Origin of the sequence: Streptomyces sp. AM 2-1-1 (genome assembly GCF_029167645.1) — a bacterium.
Classification (GTDB): Bacteria; Actinomycetota; Actinomycetes; order Streptomycetales; family Streptomycetaceae; genus Streptomyces.
This window is the reverse complement of record NZ_CP119147.1, coordinates 3,066,264-3,080,730: the sequence shown is the minus strand read 5'-3', so window position 1 is coordinate 3,080,730 and position 14,467 is coordinate 3,066,264. Positions and strand designations below refer to the sequence as shown.

15 protein-coding genes and 1 pseudogene are annotated in these 14,467 nt (G+C 71.8%); 10 read left to right on the top strand and 6 right to left on the bottom strand.

The annotated features are described in order from the left end of the window. Positions 1-13: 13 nt before the first annotated feature. From PZB77_RS13110 to PZB77_RS13100, 3 genes are all read left to right on the top strand, one after another. Entirely contained in the window at positions 14-574 is a 561-nt protein-coding gene (locus PZB77_RS13110; protein WP_275492778.1) for an SMI1/KNR4 family protein, read from the top strand. Between the two features lie 111 nt (positions 575-685). Then, entirely contained in the window at positions 686-1,690 is a 1,005-nt protein-coding gene (gene hemB / locus PZB77_RS13105) for a porphobilinogen synthase (protein WP_275492777.1), read from the top strand. Between the two features lie 105 nt (positions 1,691-1,795). Next, positions 1,796-2,356 carry a hypothetical protein gene (locus PZB77_RS13100; RefSeq protein WP_275492776.1) on the top strand — a complete coding sequence of 187 codons (561 nt, stop codon included), beginning with the start codon at positions 1,796-1,798 and terminating at the stop codon, positions 2,354-2,356. A gap of 32 nt (positions 2,357-2,388) precedes the next feature. Here PZB77_RS13100 and PZB77_RS13095 read toward each other — a convergent pair whose 3' ends face one another. Continuing rightward, positions 2,389-2,916: a HEAT repeat domain-containing protein gene (locus PZB77_RS13095; protein ID WP_275492775.1), complete on the bottom strand. Its 528-nt coding sequence runs from the start codon at positions 2,914-2,916 to the stop codon at positions 2,389-2,391. Between the two features lie 250 nt (positions 2,917-3,166). Here PZB77_RS13095 and PZB77_RS13090 point away from each other — a divergent pair, with 250 nt between their 5' ends. The 3 genes from PZB77_RS13090 to PZB77_RS13080 all read left to right on the top strand — a co-directional run bounded on the left by PZB77_RS13090 (position 3,167) and on the right by PZB77_RS13080 (position 7,760). Further along, on the top strand, positions 3,167-6,178 hold the full coding sequence (locus PZB77_RS13090) for a hypothetical protein (protein ID WP_275492774.1): 3,012 nt from the start codon (positions 3,167-3,169) through the stop codon (positions 6,176-6,178). Between the two features lie 111 nt (positions 6,179-6,289). Beyond that, entirely contained in the window at positions 6,290-7,003 is a 714-nt protein-coding gene (locus PZB77_RS13085) for a GNAT family N-acetyltransferase (RefSeq protein WP_275492773.1), read from the top strand. Positions 7,004-7,373: 370 nt separating this feature from the next. Further along, positions 7,374-7,760 carry a hypothetical protein gene (locus PZB77_RS13080; protein WP_275492772.1) on the top strand — a complete coding sequence of 129 codons (387 nt, stop codon included), beginning with the start codon at positions 7,374-7,376 and terminating at the stop codon, positions 7,758-7,760. A 30-nt stretch (positions 7,761-7,790) separates the two neighbouring features. Here the strand turns inward: PZB77_RS13080 and PZB77_RS13075 are convergent, their stop codons facing one another. Continuing rightward, entirely contained in the window at positions 7,791-8,336 is a 546-nt protein-coding gene (locus PZB77_RS13075; RefSeq protein WP_275492771.1) for a hypothetical protein, read from the bottom strand. A 270-nt stretch (positions 8,337-8,606) separates the two neighbouring features. Continuing rightward, a complete protein-coding gene (locus PZB77_RS13070) occupies positions 8,607-9,146 on the bottom strand; it encodes a hypothetical protein (protein ID WP_275492770.1) in 540 nt (179 codons plus the stop codon). Positions 9,147-9,353: 207 nt separating this feature from the next. Between PZB77_RS13070 and PZB77_RS13065 the strand changes: the two genes are divergently transcribed. Beyond that, a complete protein-coding gene (locus PZB77_RS13065; RefSeq protein ID WP_275492769.1) occupies positions 9,354-9,944 on the top strand; it encodes a dihydrofolate reductase family protein in 591 nt (196 codons plus the stop codon). Between the two features lie 172 nt (positions 9,945-10,116). Next, positions 10,117-10,425 carry a beta/gamma crystallin domain-containing protein gene (locus PZB77_RS13060; protein ID WP_275492768.1) on the top strand — a complete coding sequence of 103 codons (309 nt, stop codon included), beginning with the start codon at positions 10,117-10,119 and terminating at the stop codon, positions 10,423-10,425. A gap of 236 nt (positions 10,426-10,661) precedes the next feature. On the opposite strand, the gene PZB77_RS13055 is transcribed toward PZB77_RS13060, so the two are convergent. Together PZB77_RS13055 and PZB77_RS13050 are read right to left on the bottom strand one after the other, a co-directional pair. After that, on the bottom strand, positions 10,662-10,901 hold the full coding sequence (locus PZB77_RS13055; RefSeq protein WP_275492767.1) for a DUF397 domain-containing protein: 240 nt from the start codon (positions 10,899-10,901) through the stop codon (positions 10,662-10,664). Further along, a pseudogene (locus tag PZB77_RS13050) lies at positions 10,898-11,681 on the bottom strand (DUF5753 domain-containing protein). Before PZB77_RS13050 ends, PZB77_RS13055 begins: the two are co-directional and overlap by 4 nt. A 235-nt stretch (positions 11,682-11,916) precedes the next feature. Between PZB77_RS13050 and PZB77_RS13045 the strand changes: the two are divergent. Further along, complete coding sequence (locus PZB77_RS13045) at positions 11,917-12,348, top strand: ATP-binding protein (protein ID WP_275496043.1); 432 nt, start codon at positions 11,917-11,919, stop codon at positions 12,346-12,348. Between the two features lie 83 nt (positions 12,349-12,431). Further along, positions 12,432-13,175 (top strand): hypothetical protein, encoded by a 744-nt coding sequence (locus PZB77_RS13040; RefSeq protein ID WP_275492766.1) that lies wholly within the window; start codon positions 12,432-12,434, stop codon positions 13,173-13,175. 81 nt (positions 13,176-13,256) lie between these two features. On the opposite strand, the gene PZB77_RS13035 is transcribed toward PZB77_RS13040, so the two are convergent. Beyond that, positions 13,257-14,066 (bottom strand): DUF4232 domain-containing protein, encoded by an 810-nt coding sequence (locus tag PZB77_RS13035; protein ID WP_275492765.1) that lies wholly within the window; start codon positions 14,064-14,066, stop codon positions 13,257-13,259. Between the last annotated feature and the right edge of the window lie 401 nt (positions 14,067-14,467).

Below are 14,467 nucleotides of genomic sequence, written 5' to 3'. Positions count from 1 at the left end.
TTCTCCACCAGCCATGTGCACAGGGAACGAGGTGGAGATGGCGTCGCCGCTGGAACGCCTCCGGGGCCTGCTCGGTGAACCGGAGGAGCCCTGGGGATGGCCACGTCGGCAGATCTGGGAGGACTCCGAAGAGCACCTCGGGACCGCGTTGCCCTCGGACTACAAGGCCTTCATGGACCTGTACGGGCCGGGCACCCTCGGCGGTTACCTCCATCTCGACCGGCCGACGGACCTCCTCACCCCCGACGAACTGGCCGCGTTCTGGTCCCTGGACGGCTTGCGCGAGGCACGGGCGGGACACGAGGAGTTCTCTCCGTTCCCCTTCCACCCCGACCCCGGTGGGCTCATTTGCTGGGGTGGGGACGAGCACTGCAACGAGTACTACTTCCTGCCCGGCGACGCGGACCCGGGTGCGTGGGAGATCGTGGTCGGCAGCGAAGCCGGCGAGTGGTACCGCACCGACGGGCCCTTCACCGCCTTTCTGACACGCTGCTTCGACCGACTCGACCGGGCGCCGTTCATGGACCGGAGCTGGCCGGAGGCGCATGCCCGCTACGAACCCGCCGACGGGTAGGCGGGGCGTCCGGCGCTCGCCCGGAGAGGGGGCTCCGGTCACGCGAGGAGGCCCGCTTTCCCGGCCGGGGTGTCGGTAAGCGGGCGATGTGGGCGGGTCTATGGTCGAAGGATGACTGCGTACGGAAACTTCCCCGGCTCCCGCCCCCGGCGGCTGCGGACGACCCCGGCGATGCGACGGATGGTCGCCGAGACCCGCCTGCACCCCGCGAACCTGATCCTGCCCGCGTTCGTCCGTGAGGGCATCGACGCTCCGGTCGAGATCTCGGCGATGCCGGGCGTGCGGCAGCACACGCTGGACACCCTGCGCGAGGCCGCTGCCGACGCGGTGGCGGCCGGGGTTTCCGGGATCATGCTCTTCGGCGTACCGGCCGACGAGAAGAAGGACGCCCGGGGCACGGCGGGGACCGACCCGGACGGCATCCTCCAGCAGGGGCTGCGCGCGGTGCGCGCGGAGGTGGGGGACGACCTCGTCGTCATGTCGGACCTCTGCCTGGACGAGTACACCGACCACGGCCACTGCGGGGTGCTGACCGAGGACGGTCGCGTCGACAACGACGCCACCCTGGAGCGGTACGCCGAGATGGCCCAGGTGCAGGCCGACGCGGGCGCCCACACGGTCGGCCCCAGCGGCATGATGGACGGTCAGATCGGTGTGATCCGGGACGCTCTGGACCAGACCGGGTACGAGGACGTGTCTGTCCTCGCGTACACCGCGAAGTACTCCTCCGCCTTCTACGGCCCCTTCCGGGAGGCCGTCGGCTCCTCGCTGCAGGGCGACCGCAAGACGTACCAGCAGGACCCGGCGAACATCCGCGAGTCGCTGCGCGAGCTGGCGCTCGACCTCGAAGAGGGCGCCGACATGGTGATGGTGAAGCCGGCCGGGCCCTACCTCGACATCCTCGCCAAGGTCGCGGACCAGGTGAACGTGCCGGTCGCGGCGTACCAGATCAGCGGCGAGTACGCGATGATCGAGGCCGCCGCCGAGAAGGGCTGGATCGACCGTGACGCGGCGATCATGGAGAGCCTCACGGGCATCCGGCGCGCGGGGGCGCAGATGATCCTCACCTACTGGGCGACCGAGGTCGCGCAGCGGCTGGGCGGGCGCTCGGTGTAGCCGCGGGGCCGGACCCGGCTGCGTGGACCCCGCCTTCCGGGCGGGGCGTGTCCGTGGTGCGCGAAATCGCGTGCTCGTTCGCGAGGCTGATGGCACGATGCGCCGGTGAACCACTTCTCGTACGTCCCCCTCGGTCCCGGTGACAGGTGCCGGCACCTCCCGGAGCCCGTACGGGCCGAGTCCGGCCGGTGGCCGAAGCTGGAGGCCGCGCTCGCGGTGGTCAACCGCGACGTGCTGGCGACCCTGCCGGGCCAGGAACCGCTGATACTGATGTGCCTCCCCTCGTGCGCGCCGCCGTGCCGGGGAGCCACCAACGGGGACCAGATCTACGTGGCGATGGCGGACGGCCGCTGGCAGGGCAACCAGGTCAACGCGTGCGACCCGGAGGAGGGCGAGCCGCCGGAGCCGGACGACGCGGAGACGGCCCTGGGGGTGGTCGCGGAGGCGGCGCAGGACACGGTCATGGAGCTGCTCTGGCAGGCCTGGCCCCTCTGCCCGGCCCACGGGACGGGCATGCACCTCCTGCCCCCGGACACCGGCCGCGGCTGGTACCCGAGCGAAGCAGAACTGGCCGGCCCACCGGCGTGGTGGTGCGGGGGCGGACAGGAGGACGCGCGCCACCGTGTCTCCCCGGTCGGCGAGTTGGCGGCCGCCCGCGCCCGATGAGCCGCGGCCGCACCCCGCGAGCGGCTCCTGCCTCAGGCCGGCCGGGGCTCCCAGCCCGTGAGGATGCGGGCGGCCTCGTGACCGCGGTGGGCGTCGGTGGAGAGGCGACGGAGGACCTCGGACCGGCCCTCGCTGGGACCGGCCTCGCTGAGGGCCGCCAGCGCGTTGTCCCGTACGAGCGGGTCGTGGTCGCCGAGCACGGCTTCGGCCAGCGCCGCGTGGACGACGGAGTCGTCGGCGTACGAGGAGAGCGCCATCACCGCGTACTGGCGGACCAGGTCCTCGTCCGGGTGCTCGACCGCCGACACCAGGACGGCACCCGCGAGGCGCCAGGTCTCCGGGTCCGACGGGGGCCAGAGCCGCAGCGCCTTCGTCGCCTCGACACGGGCGAGGTCAAGCGCCTCGTAGTCGGCGACGACCCCGATGAGGAACGGCAGGATGCCCGGGTGGTCCGGTTCGGTGGAGAGCATGCCGCCGAGTTCGTAGACGATCTCCCGCCTGCGGTCGCTCTCCTGGGGGAGGGTCCCGTACTCCGTGATCAGCTTTTCCGTCCGGTTCATGGGATATGCGTTTCCCCGGACGCCCTGTCTCACTCCCGCCGTCCGGGGGCAGGGTGTCGGGCTTGCATTCCGCCGTCCAACTCCTGACACCGCAGGGAGACATGCGGGAGAGGTCCGGACAGGTTGACGCGGGTATGCGGCGAACGCCCTTTTCGTGCGCAGCAGTTGCGCGGACCGACCGCATAAATGCGCGTGCTGCCGGACCTCCGGCCCCTAAGGTTCACCGAGGGTGTTTGATCGTGGAGGTCACATGTCGGAGCCGAGTTCGCCCCCCGCCCCGCCGGACCCCGGAGGCGGTGGGCCGCTGGAGGCGTGGGGCCAGATCCTGACGGCCGCTTCCGAGGTTCTCTCCACCATCGGAGAGAGCCTGAAGACCGCGCCGATCCTGCTCGCCGGGTACGCGACGATGCTCCTCGCGACGGTGGCGAGCGCCCTGAGCGACGCGCCCTTCCTCCCCGTCGTCCTGGTGCTGTGCGGTATCTACACCTTCGCCGTCCTCGCCCACTTCGCCTTCCGGCGGTGGGGGAGCGCCCGTTCGCGGTCGGAGGTGGCGACGGCCGACGGTGCTCGGGCGAGGGCGAGGGTCCGGCGGTCCCGGCGGGTGCACGTGCCCCGTTTCGAGGAGTACCGCGGGAACCGCCGGGTGGACGTGGACCGCAGCGAGGACGTGTTCATCGGCGGCTCCCCGGCGTGGGAGTCCGCGCCCGCGGCGCCGCCGGTCCCGCAGCCGCCCCCGGTCCCGGACCCGTCGCCGGGTACCGGGCCCGCGGAGCCGCGGCGGCCCGGGGCCCGTACCCCGTACACCCCCACGTTGGCCCGCAACCGCGACACCGTGCTGAACGCCGCGCGGGGCGGCGCCCGGGGTGACGGGGTGCGCTTCGAGATCGTCGCCGACAGCGGCTGCGGCAAGACCCTGCTGCTGGACGAGGTCGCCGCCGGGCTGAAGGAGGACGGCCGGCTCGTCCTGTTCATCACCGCCGGCGCCCCCCAGTACGGCGAGGGCGGTGAGGTGACCGGCGCCGGGCGGGAGATGGCCGAGTACGCCGCCTGCCGTCAGATCATCGACGCGATCGCCGCCGACGTGCGCCGGGCGTACGCCGGCGAGGACGGCACGGCACCGCTGCTGGATCCGACGGTCGGGCGGGAGTGGGAGGCCGCCGTCCTCGCGACGCGGGACGGCCGGCGCCAGGAGCCCTCGACGGCCCCCGCCCGTCCGACCCACGTCACCATCGACGTCAGCCACTCCAGCGACGTACGTGTCGGCGCCCTCGGAGAGTCGGTCGCGGGGGCGCTTTCCGGAGCACTCTCCCAGGCACCCGCGCCGAGCCGGCTCGACGAGATGCAGCTGCGGTTGACCGGGGTGCTGGACCGACTGGCCCGGGACCGGCCGACCGCCCTGCTCGTGGACGACGTCCACACCGTGGCCGGCACCCCGGTCGAGGCGTGGCTGATGAACGTGGTGCGGGGGATGTCCACCGCGGTGGTCGTCCACGCCGGGCGGCCCGCCTCCGGCGGAGCCGAGAGCGTCCCGGGCGTACGCCGCCTCCGGCTGGGACTCCTGTCCCGGCAGGAGACCACCACGTATCTGCGGGAGCGACTGACCGACGCCGACTGGCGCAGGGCCGAGGCCACCTCCGCCGCCGACGAAATCGCCACCCTCACCCGGGGCCACCCGATCGGTGTGGCGACCTGCGCCGCGATCGTCCGCGACTCGCTCCCGGCGAACGCCGCGGTCGCGGAGGTCCGCTCGTTGCTCCTCGGCGGGGCCGGGCACTGGGACGACGACGGGGCCTTCGAGGCGGTACGCACCTACGTCGACGACTACGCGGCGCGCGTCGTCGGCCGCCCCCTCGCTCTCTTCGACCTGCTCGTGGTGGTGCGACGCTGCACCCCCACGATCCTCGCCGCGGTCCTCCACGCGACCGAGGGGGTGCCCGAAGCGCAGGGGTTCGAGCTGTACGACTGGTTGACGCGCCGCGCCTTCGTCACCCCCTTCGACGACGACGAGAACGAGGGCTGGCGGCTCCACGACTACCTGCGGGAGAACCTCGACCGCCGCTTCCGCCTGGACCGGCCGGCGGCCCACGCCGACCTGCACGCCGCCGTGGAGCGCCACTACCGGGCCACGATGAACTTCGACGAGGAACGCCAGGACCAGACGGTGATGGCGCTCGGCTCGCGCTACGAGTACGCGGACTGGCAACGCGATTCCCAGGAGTGGCTGTACCACGCCGCGTACGTGCCCCGCGCGGCGTTCGAGGGAAGCAAGCGGGCCATGATCCGGCTCTTCCTGGAGGCGTTCTACTGGTGGGGCATGGAGGCCCCCTCCAGCTACTGCGACCAACTCGTCTCGTCCTACCGGGCGCTGCCGGCCGACCGTGACCTGCGGTGGGTGACCTGGCTCGACGACCTGCGCACCGGCTACGTCGCCGGCCGCGTGAACCAGGTGCCCGGCCGGGACCGGGAGCGCTGGGAGCGGGCCGGAGCGGCGCTGGACTCCGTCGCCGACTACCTGCGGTTGCGGCGGGGGCACGTACCCGCCGACCCGGACCTGCGGCGCATCTACATCGTCCACTCCCAACTGCAGGCGGAGACGATCTGGTTCGCCAGTGACGGGACGGACGCGGACCGGGACCGGGCGGAGGTGTGGTTCCGGGCGAGCCGCGACGCCTGCACCGGCGAGAAGGAGTTGTGGATGCGCAACTGGGCCGACCTCCACATCGCCATGCTCCGGGCCACCTCCGACCCGGCCCGCGCCCGCATCCTCCTCGACGGCCTCGAAGACCGCGTCGCGGCCGAGGACGACCACGAACTGCCGGTGTGGCTCGCCGAGACCTTCGCCGACATCGCCTGGGCCGAGAACGACCACCGGCGGTCCTTCGACGCCCGGATCCGGGCCGTCCTGCACGGCTTCGTCTACCACGTGCGCCAGGACGACGGGCAGTTCCCCAGCAGTTACACCGACTCGCTCTACCGCAGCGTCCTCACCCACATGGAAGAGCGCGAACGCGAGGCGCTCGACGCCGGTCTCACGGAGGAGGTGGCTGCCGCGAAGGCGAGGAGCCGTGCGCTCTTCGCACCGTACTGGCGGCACCTCGGTCAGGACCCGGGGGACACCTTCGGCCTGCCGCACCCGGCGGCCCCCCATGACCTCGGCACCGACCAGACCGACTTCTTCAGGACGGCGAAATGGGTGATCCGTACCATGGGGGACGAGCTGGACAAGTCCGTCGAGGAACCGGTGCGCGAGCCGGCCGTGTGACGCCACCGCCGGCGACTCCGGCGGGCGGATCCCGGACACACCGGCATGTCGTGCGGCTCTCCGGCTCCACCATGGGAGGGTCGGGAACCGACGCGGGAGAAGGCAGGCGACATGCAGGTGAGTGAGATCGGGCTGGACAGCCCGTTGCTGGACGTGGTGTACGACGAACTCCTCGTCCCCAACTTCCCGGACCACGAGCTGCTCACCCCCGCGTCGCTGCGCGCGGGACTGAAGGCGGGCGTGCTGTGGATCTCCGCCGTCGTCCGGGACGGCCGGCCCGACGGCATCGCGATCGCCGAATGGTCGCCGCGGAGCCGGGTGCTGCTGCTCGCGTACATGGCGGTCCGCCGGGACCTGCGGTCCTCCGGCATCGGCCGCACCCTCATGGCCGAGATCCACACCGGCTGGCAGGACCGCGTCCACCCGCTGCTCACCCTCGCCGAGGTCGAGCACCCGGCCGCGCACACCCCGGACGGTGAGCACGGCGACCAGAGCGCCCGCCTGCGCTTCTACGCCCGGCACGGCGCCCGGGTCCTGGACGTGCCCTACTTCCAGCCCTCGCTGCGCCCCGGCGCCCCCCGGGTGCCCGGCATGGTCCTGGTACTCCTCGCGACCGCGCCGGAACTGGCCGGCGCGGACGTGCTGCCGTCCGCGCCCGTCCGGGAGTACATGACGGAGTACTTCGAGGAGAACGAGGGCACCGTGCCCGACGACCCGGCGACCACCGCGCTGTTCGCCGCGATGCCTCCCGGCGGCATCCCGCTGCTGCCCATCGACGACGTCGCGGCGCTTCCCTGCACCCGGGACGTGACACCGGACGTGTGACCGCCCGACGCGTGACCACCGGACCTGTGACCACCGGACCGGTGACCTCTGGGCGGGTGCCGCGTCGGCGGGACCGGTCCCACCGGAAGGACCAGGACTCCAGTGTCCGCGCTGCGCCGGGCAGGTACGCGAGCCGGGCGCAGACCGGTGGAACCGTGTCCACGAGGGAACCGGGCGGCAGCCCCGGCCCGGGAGAGGCGAGGGACGGAAGGGGATGCGGAAGCGTCTCCATGCCGCACACCCTGGTGGGGCCACTGACACCGCAGGTGCGGACGGCCAGAAGTGCTCGAACACCCCTGCCCGGAGGAGGGGTTCGGGCGAGAATTCGTCGGTGGGGCATCCGTGGAGCCCCCGCCGCCGAAGAGGAGACATGGCCTCTCAACCCGAACAGCCCGAACAGCCCGAAGAATCCGACGAACCCGAACGATCTGCCCGGCCCGGGCCGTCCGGGCGCCCGGAGCAGGGCCGGCGGCCGTCGCGGGCCCCGCGGCCGGAGCGGCAGCGTCGAGCCGGGCGGGCTCAGGAGGCGGGCGAGCAGCCCCGGCAGCGCAAGCGCACGAAGACCTCGCGCCTGGCCGACGGCCGGTTGCTCATCGCCGACATCGACCTGGAGCTTCCTCCGGGCCGGAGCCCGCTCCAACGGGCCCTGCGCACCGCCGACATCAACCTTCCGCCGGGCCTCCGGGCCCGAGCGGGCACTCCGGCGGAGAAGGCGGGCGAGACGGGCGGGCGAGACGGGCGAGAGGGCTCTGAGTGAGGAGTGAACAGCGCCGCCACCAGGCTCTGATCAGTCCGCTTTGGGTGTCGTCGCGTAGGTGAAGGGGCCGGTGACGCCCGCGCTGTGATAGGCCGCCGCCTCCAGCGCGGTGGTGATCCGCTGACGCGGTTTCCAGCCGAGGGCGGCGGTGGCGTGGAGCGCGCCGAGGGCGAGATCGTCCCCGCATCCGACCGCCGCGTACTGGTCCGTGGGCTCGGCCACCTGGTAGTCGCTCTCGATGCTGTAGAGCCGTCCGGCTATCCCGACCAGGAAGGTGCCGGCCTGCTCCTGCTCCGAGTCCTTGCGGGCCCAGCCGCCGTCCTTGAGGCAGGAACGCAGGGAGTCGATGAACTTGGTCACCATGAAACGGTCCAGGTCACCACTGGGATGCGGCGCCTCGAACGCGTACCGCAGGAGTTGTCCCATGCGGAACGACGTGGTGAACCCCATGACGTAAGGGCCGGTCCGGAACACCTTGGCGTCCCGGCGCACGGTGATCGAGAGGCCGGCGACACCTGCCGAGTCGCCGCCGAGATGGACACGGTTCTTGTGGACGAGCCCGACGATCGCGGTCATACGGAGGCAACCTCACGAGAGAGTCGGAGCCGAGGCCGGAGACGGAAGCGGAGCCGGGGCCGTGCGGGCCGGCCGGCGCCGAGGGCCGAGGGAGGACGCGCGCTCCGGTGGCGGGTGGGGGATGTCAGGGGATGCTGCCCGGGGTGGTTCGCGGCGAATCGCGGACGGTGGCGCACCGGGGGGCGCACGAGGAGCGGAGCGCACGCTTGTCACCGGAGGCGCGGTGGCGCGAGCCCGGGGAGGGCGAGGGGGCACCGGGGGAGGTGGTCTTCACGCCGCTGTACGTGCGTGGTCCCACAGCTCCAGTCCAGCGGTGAGCAGGCCGAGTACGGCGTTCCGCTCCTCGGGTGTCCAGGCGGCGCACTCGCCGGTGGCCAGCTTCTCGTAGGCGCTGTCCTGGACCGGTCCCTGGGTGAGCAGCGGGTGGTGGGCGTCGATCCCCCGGGCCAGGTCCTCGAAGAAGTTCCACGCGTCCAGCACCTGCCCCGGCGGGACCCGTCGTCGCGCCGGATCGGCCAACCAGTGCTGTACCCGCACGAGTTCCAGTGGCCCCGCCACTTCGGGACCGGCGAGCCGCCGGCCGTGGCGTCGCACGTACAGCCGTGCCTGCCGGGCCGTCACGAACACGGGGACGCGGCGGCGGCCGCCCTCCGTCGACGTCAGCACCCGGTCGGGGCCGTCGCCGGTGCCCGCGATCCACAGGACGATCCCGCTGCGGCTCGCCCCGCGCACCCGGTACGCATAGAGCGCGCCCCGGTCCCCGTCCCGGGTGGGGGCCGGGCCGGTCTCCGTCGTTCCGATCTTCCGCACAGCGCATGGTGTCGGCTCGGGGCTCCCCACCGCATCCCCTTTTCTCCGACGAGGCGGGGCGCGACATGCCGGGAGCACGCGGGTCCGGGGTCGAGCGGTGGTGCGGCGGTAGCGTCGCGGGCCGTTCGTACTCCGAAGTGCCCGTAGTCGTACGAGGTGCGCCACGGGCCCCGTACCGCCCGCTCCCGCCGATTCGCGAGGCCGCCGATGCGCAAGATCATCCTTTCCCTTTCCGTCTCCCTCGACGGCTTCTTCGAGGGGGACGGCCACGACATCGGCTGGAGCCTCGTCGACGAGGAACTGCACCAGCACTTCAACGACGAGCTCGGCAGGATGGGCGCGTTCATCCACGGGCGGGTGACGTACGAGCTGATGGCCGACTTCTGGCCGACGGCGGACGCCGATCCGGCGCACGCGGGAGCGGTGGCCGAGTTCGCCGGGATCTGGCGCGACATGCCCAAGTACGTGTACTCGCGCACCCTCACCGAGGCCGGCTGGGGCTCCGAGATCGTGCGCGAGGTGGACCCCGGGGCGATCCGTGCGCTGAAGGCGGAACCGGGCGGAGACCTGGTGGTGGGCGGGCCGAGGCTGGCGGACGAGTTCCGGCGTCACGGGCTCATCGACGAGTACCGGATCTACGTGCATCCGGTACTCGTCGGACGCGGCACCCCGCTCTTCCGCTCCACGGACACCCGCACGAGCCTGCGCCTCGTGGAGACCCGGCCCTTCGGCAACGGCGTGGTGCTGTTGCGGTACGCGGTCGGGGGCGACGGGGAGGACGGCGCCGGGCGGGGGTGACGCGGGCGGGGCTTCCCCGGGATCGCGGCCGCCCACGAGCAGAGGTGCCCAGGCGCTGAACCGGAGCGGCGTTCTCCCCGTTGCGGTGAGGGGACGTGCGTGCGTCCCGCACCACCACCATGGAAGGAACAACCCACCAGTGAAGCGCTTCCTCACACGTCTCGCGGTAGTCGTGGCTGCAGGATCCATAGCCGTCGTGCTGCCGGCCTCGTCGGCGTCCGCCATCAACCGCGTCGGTTGCAATGAGTCGGGTTACCTGACGCTCCACAACTCAGGCGGCTCCCTCTGCTTCGCCAACGCCGGGGTGGAGAGCGTGGCGATCTACGGCGTGGACCAGATCTGGACCGGCAACAACAAGGTCACGTTCGAGTACGTGCCGAGGCTGGGCGCGTCGGCGACCAGCGAGACCATCGAGAAGTGGAGCTACGGGAAGGTCACCGGCGAGCCCATCCACAAGATCACGAAGATCCGGATCTGGTAGCACGCCTCGTCCGCGCATGAGGTGACAGCGCGGCCGGGCCGTACGACGTCGCCGCGGTGGGTTCACCGAGCGTTTTCAACGTGGCCGCCCGTCGAGTGACGGCGTCAGGCGCGCGCAGCGTACGAGGCACCCGTGCTGCCGTCGGGGGAGGCGTTCGACGCCTCAACCCCGCGGCATGGGTGCCTCGTACGCCCCTGGCCCGTGCTGCGGGACGCGGGGCTCGTCCGGCGGACGGGCTACGCGGCGGCGTAGGCGGTGAAGGCGGACCACGAGGCGGTGTCGACCGTGACGATGGGGCCTTCGGGGTTCTTGGAGTCCCGGATGTGGATGGCGGCGGGGTGGGCGGAGACCTCTACGCAGGCGCCGCCTTCACTGCCGCTGTAGCTTGACTTCCGCCAGGAGTAGCCCACTTCGACGCAGGCGCCGCCCTGCTCAGGGCTGTGGGTGGACTTGAACCACGCGAGTACCGTGCTCATTGCTCTCCTAGCAACCGGTCCAGCAAGCTCCTCGATTCTTCCGCGTTGAGAGCCTGCGTCCGCAGCATCGCATATTTCTGGGTAAGGATGCTGACCTCGTTCGCGTCGGCCACAAGTTGGCTGCCCCGCTGCGTCTCGGTGTATCCAAGGTGTTGGAACTCAGGAGTTTCCAGCAGGATGAACGGGCCATCGAGTGCGGCGTGACTTGCCCGGCCCAGGGGCATCACCTGCAAGGTGACTCCTGCGAGGTCCGTGCAAGCGCGCAGGTGGTGGAGGGTCGTGAAGTACACGCTGTCGCTGCCAAGACGATCGCGGATTACGGCTTCCGAAATGATGAAGCTCAGGGTGGGTGGAGGGTCCCGTTGCAGGATGTTCTGTCGAGCAATGCGGGTGGCGACCTGTTTCTCGATCTCCATAGGGCCCATCACCGGCACCTTGCTACAGAACACCGCCCGGGCGTACTCCTCCGTCTGAAGCAATCCCGGCAACACCTGGTTCTCGAACCATGACAGCGCCAGTGCCTCGCGTTCCAGGTCCATGTACTGCTCGGCCCACGCCGGGATCAGGTCCACCTCCGGCATGTTCTCCACCGCCGTCGCCAAGGCGCCCTTGGTGTCCAGCAGTTCGTCCAGGCGGTGGGCCAGGTCGGGGAGGAGCGTGCGTCTGCCCTGTTCGATCGAGGCGATCGTCTCGACCTGGACGCCGGCGCTCACCGCCAACTGGGCCTGCGTGAGCGCGGCCGCGGTGCGGAACAGGCCGACCAGCGCCGACGAGCTTCATGGCTGACGCATTTCTGCGCTGCCGATTCCTGGTGTGCATGGTCTCCCCCTCCCCACCGGGATCCGTACGTCACGCGCGGGCGGCCCGTACAAAAGATCTGTACGGGTGAGCGCACTGCGACAGCATAGCTACCCAGGGTGACTCTTGGCCGGTGAACGAAACAACGAAGAGGCCCACCCCTCGTCCCGCCCGGCCCGCTCTCCCCGTCCGCCCCCGATCCGTCGCTTTCCGTGAGCTGTTTTTCTTGCGGCGGCGGGACTCGGTCGCCTCCGTGCGGGAGTTCGTGCGGAGGGCCGCGGAGGAGTGGGGGCCCGGTGGCCGGGTGGACGATGTGGTGCTGTGCGCGAGTGAGTTGGCGGCCAACGCGGTGGTGCACGGGGTGCCGGCCGGACGCGGGTATCTCGTCCGGGTGGAGAGGGCGGGCGGGGCGCGGGCGGCGGCCGGCCTGCGGATCGAGGTCCACGACAGCGGTGACGGCCGGCACGGGGTCCGGCTCTCGGGGGCGGCGGGGGCCGCGGGGGCCGTCGGGGACGAGGTGAGCGAGGAGTCCGGGCGCGGACTGATCATCGTGAACGCGCTCGCCGACCGGTGGGGCGTCTCGGTGCGGCAGCCCGGGAAGATCGTGTGGTGCGAGTTCGCGGCGGGCGGGGACCTCGGCAGCCCGTGACCCGGCTTGGTGGGCCCCGATTGCTGTGGGCGGGAATCAGTCAACGGCTGACGCGGTCGACACGCGAGGGCTTGGATGGCGTCATGGCCACCTGTATGTTCCCGCCCTCCCCCGCCGCTCCGGAGACGATCGCCGGGAGTGCCACGCTGGACGATGTCCTGGCCCGGCTGCGGGGGCACCGGCCGGTGTTCCACTCGGAGGCCGACCTCCAGCACAGCTTCGCCCTCGCGGTGCACGAGGTCGCGCGGGAGGTCGGGTGCCGTCTGGAGGTGCCGGTGCGCGGCAGCGAGGCGTCCGAGTACCTCGACCTGTTGTGCCTGGGACCGGCGGGCCGCACGGCCGTGGAGTTCAAGTACGTGACCCGGCGGTGGTCGGGCACGGTCGGGTCACCTCCCGAGGAGTACGCGCTGCGCGGGCACAACGCACCGGACCTCGCACGGAGGGACTTCGTGCGGGACGTGGGAAGGCTGGAACGCTTCTGCGAGCGCGAGGACCAGAACGGGCTGGCCCTCCTCATCACCAACGAGGCGTCCCTGTGGAGCCCCAGGCAGCGCACGACGCCCACCAGGGACGAGGAGTTCCGCATCCACGAGGAACGCGAACTGAGCGGCACCCTGCTCTGGGCCGGTGGCTCCTTTCCGGCCAACACCCGGGTCCTGCGGGGCACCTACCTGCTCCGCTGGCGCCCTTATGCGCAACTGGGCGGCCCGAACGGTGAGTTCCGCTGCCTCGCGGTCTTCGTCGCGCCCGCCCCGGCGAAGCTCTCCACCACCGCCCCGCACCTCCCGGTGCCCGGGCCGGGCGGTGGGCGCCCGGCCCGTGGTTGACGTTGCCCCTGTCGCTGCGCGCGGAGGGGGCGGTGGCCGCGTGGTGCTGCGGCCCCGGTGACCCTGCCGCTGCCGGAGGGCTCAGTACGAGGTGGCGGCGTCGAAATCGGTCAGCCAGTACGTGACGGCGGCCGAGCTGTCGACCCAGACACCCTTGCCCAGCGGGGCGATGGTCTGCGTGGTGTTCCCGAAGCTTCCGGAGGCGTCCTGGAAGTCCACGGTGAAGGCGCTCACGTCGGCACCGCCTTCGCCGCTGCCGTCCGCCGAGGACGTGCGCACGGAGGCGTAGGCGGACTGGCCGGGCTCCAGCGAGACGACCGACTGGGGCACGCTCTCCCGGACGTGGTCCATGACCGCCTGGGCGCCGTCGTAGCCGACCCCCGGGTAGGCATACGCATCGCAGGCGGTCGATCCGGTGTTGGTGATCGTCAGCAGGACGTGGTTGACCGGGCGGCTCAGGATGCTGGCCTTCACCTTGCTGGTGGATCCGTCGCACGTCGTACGGGTGGCGGAGTCACTCCCGTCGTCGCTGCCGGGCGAGTCGTCGGAGGTACCGCCGGAGGAACCGGCCGCGTCCGCCGAACCGTTCGACCTACCCGAAGCGGAATCGCTGCCCGATCCGGAAGCGGAACCCGACTTCGAGCCGGAGGAGGCGGAGGACCGCTCCTGCGGGGAGCCCTTGTCGCCCTGAGCGGCCGGGGCGGGGGAGGGGGCGTGGGTGGTGGCCGGCGCGGCGGCGCCGTCTGCGGCGGCGTCCTGGGCCGAGGAGACGGCCTGGTCGACGGCGGCGGTGTCCTCGTCGGTGCAGCCCGTCAGGGTGAGCGCGCCGACCAGGGCGGCGACGCCGAGGACCGGGATGCGGGTGGAACGGCGGACACGGAGGTGACGCATGGTGAGTTTCCTCTTTCCGAAGTTGTGTGGGTCGCGGTGGGGCGCCGGTTGGGCGTCCCCGGGTTGAACCGGTGTACTGGACAATGACGTCGTCGCCGAGGGGCGTTCCTCAGAGACGGAGGAGCGAGGGGACCGCCGTGCACACGATGATCAGGACTCCTGCGGCGACGGTGCCGACGAAGCGGGTACGACCGGATCCGGGCATGACGGCTCCGGGTGGTGAGGCGGTGGGGTGAGGGCCGTTCGCGGTCGGCGACCCGGCATGGCCACATCGTGTCCGGCGCCCCGTCCCAGCGGCAACGGATCACCGCAGAACTGGGACGCGGGAACGCTTGCACCGCCTCTGACCTGCGGATATGTGAGGTCCCTGGAATGCTCTTCCGGGACGGGAACGAAGGGGG

Excerpts from the sequence above, each read along its gene's own strand:
- PZB77_RS13090 (WP_275492774.1), top strand. The coding sequence starts at position 3,167 with ATGTCGGAGCCGAGTTCGCCCCCCGCCCCGCCGGACCCCGGAGGCGGT.
- PZB77_RS13055 (WP_275492767.1), bottom strand. The coding sequence starts at position 10,901 with ATGAGCACGGTACTCGCGTGGTTCAAGTCCACCCACAGCCCTGAGCAG.
- PZB77_RS13080 (WP_275492772.1), top strand. The coding sequence starts at position 7,374 with ATGGCCTCTCAACCCGAACAGCCCGAACAGCCCGAAGAATCCGACGAA.
- hemB (WP_275492777.1), top strand. The coding sequence starts at position 686 with ATGACTGCGTACGGAAACTTCCCCGGCTCCCGCCCCCGGCGGCTGCGG.
- PZB77_RS13035 (WP_275492765.1), bottom strand. The coding sequence starts at position 14,066 with ATGCGTCACCTCCGTGTCCGCCGTTCCACCCGCATCCCGGTCCTCGGC.
- PZB77_RS13095 (WP_275492775.1), bottom strand. The coding sequence starts at position 2,916 with ATGAACCGGACGGAAAAGCTGATCACGGAGTACGGGACCCTCCCCCAG.
- PZB77_RS13065 (WP_275492769.1), top strand. The coding sequence starts at position 9,354 with ATGCGCAAGATCATCCTTTCCCTTTCCGTCTCCCTCGACGGCTTCTTC.
- PZB77_RS13110 (WP_275492778.1), top strand. The coding sequence starts at position 14 with ATGTGCACAGGGAACGAGGTGGAGATGGCGTCGCCGCTGGAACGCCTC.
- PZB77_RS13085 (WP_275492773.1), top strand. The coding sequence starts at position 6,290 with ATGCAGGTGAGTGAGATCGGGCTGGACAGCCCGTTGCTGGACGTGGTG.
- PZB77_RS13075 (WP_275492771.1), bottom strand. The coding sequence starts at position 8,336 with ATGACCGCGATCGTCGGGCTCGTCCACAAGAACCGTGTCCATCTCGGC.
- PZB77_RS13040 (WP_275492766.1), top strand. The coding sequence starts at position 12,432 with ATGGCCACCTGTATGTTCCCGCCCTCCCCCGCCGCTCCGGAGACGATC.